Origin of the sequence: Enterobacter cloacae complex sp. OE43NF, assembly GCF_023544405.1 — a bacterium.
Taxonomy (GTDB): Bacteria; Pseudomonadota; Gammaproteobacteria; order Enterobacterales; family Enterobacteriaceae; genus Enterobacter; species Enterobacter cloacae.
In genome coordinates this window covers 1-998 of sequence record NZ_JAMJFW010000142.1, presented here as the reverse complement: position 1 = coordinate 998, position 998 = coordinate 1, and the positions used below count along the sequence as shown (strand labels likewise).

Below are 998 nucleotides of genomic sequence, written 5' to 3'. Positions count from 1 at the left end.
CACAGCCTTGTTTGTCTTTGATAGCGTGGTGAGTTTGCGCTTCTCGCTGAACTGGAGAATGTATTGATCCCGCATCCTCAAGAGGGAAGGGCAACTCATTACAGGGGCGCTTAATGGCTCCGGTGCTGCATGTGCATACGTACCAACTTGACGTAGTTCATTGAGGATTTGCTCTACCTTCGAGCCTCGATCACGCTGTGGCTTTATCAGGTTACGAATCTTAAACCACTCCAGAGCAACCGCATCACGAAAGAGACGGGCTTCGCGCACATCGCGTGTGCCTGTGCTCTTCACATAGTTATGTCTTCCTCCGAACAGATGACGCATGTACTTTGGTATGGCGATCCTCACCAGATAGTTTCCGCATGGATCTAAAACTAAGTAACGATCTCGCTTGTAAATCATGTTCACCCCAGCTATTTTGTCAGGGCTTTTGCACATGATTTTGAATAGTGTGAAATGTCGAAGTCTTTACCTGTTTTTCCAGTTGATTCAAAGGATTACAGGAGCTTGTAAGACAAGCGAACGACCGTAGAAATACGTGCCGGTTCGAGTCCGGCCTTCGGCACCATTAACACTTCTTTTGACGTTTCCTGAAGTCTACAAATCCAGAAAAAATCCTTAAAAACAAGCAATTTACCGTATTTCATGGTCTTTGTTGGTCTCTTGTGGTCTACCCTCTTTTGGGGGCATAATCGGGGGCATGTCAATTCGATCAGGATTTGTGCCCCCAAAATGAAACTCAATGCTCGCCAGATAGAGACCGCAAAGCCGAAAGAGAAAGCCTATAAAATGGCTGATGGAGGCGGCTTGTATCTTGAAGTCTCCCCAAAAGGTTCCAAGTATTGGCGCATGAAATATCGCCGCCCATCTGACAAAAAGGAAGATCGGCTCGCTTTTGGTGTATACCCGACGATCACTTTGGCTGAGGCTCGGGGTAAGCGTGATGCAGCAAAGAAATTGTTGTCTCAGGGCATTGACCCCAAAGCTGAGCAAAA

Annotated in this window: 2 protein-coding genes; one reads left to right on the top strand and one right to left on the bottom strand. The window is 47.0% G+C overall.

The window, feature by feature from the left end; all coding sequences use genetic code 11:
• The coding region (locus M8370_RS23385) for a DUF6538 domain-containing protein (protein WP_349665613.1) at positions 1–405 on the bottom strand (405 nt) is incomplete at its 3' end.
• A 330-nt stretch (positions 406–735) separates the two neighbouring features.
• Between M8370_RS23385 and M8370_RS23380 the strand changes: the two genes are divergently transcribed.
• Positions 736–998 (top strand): Arm DNA-binding domain-containing protein (locus M8370_RS23380; protein ID WP_250021869.1); only part of this gene is annotated, 263 nt, incomplete at its 3' end.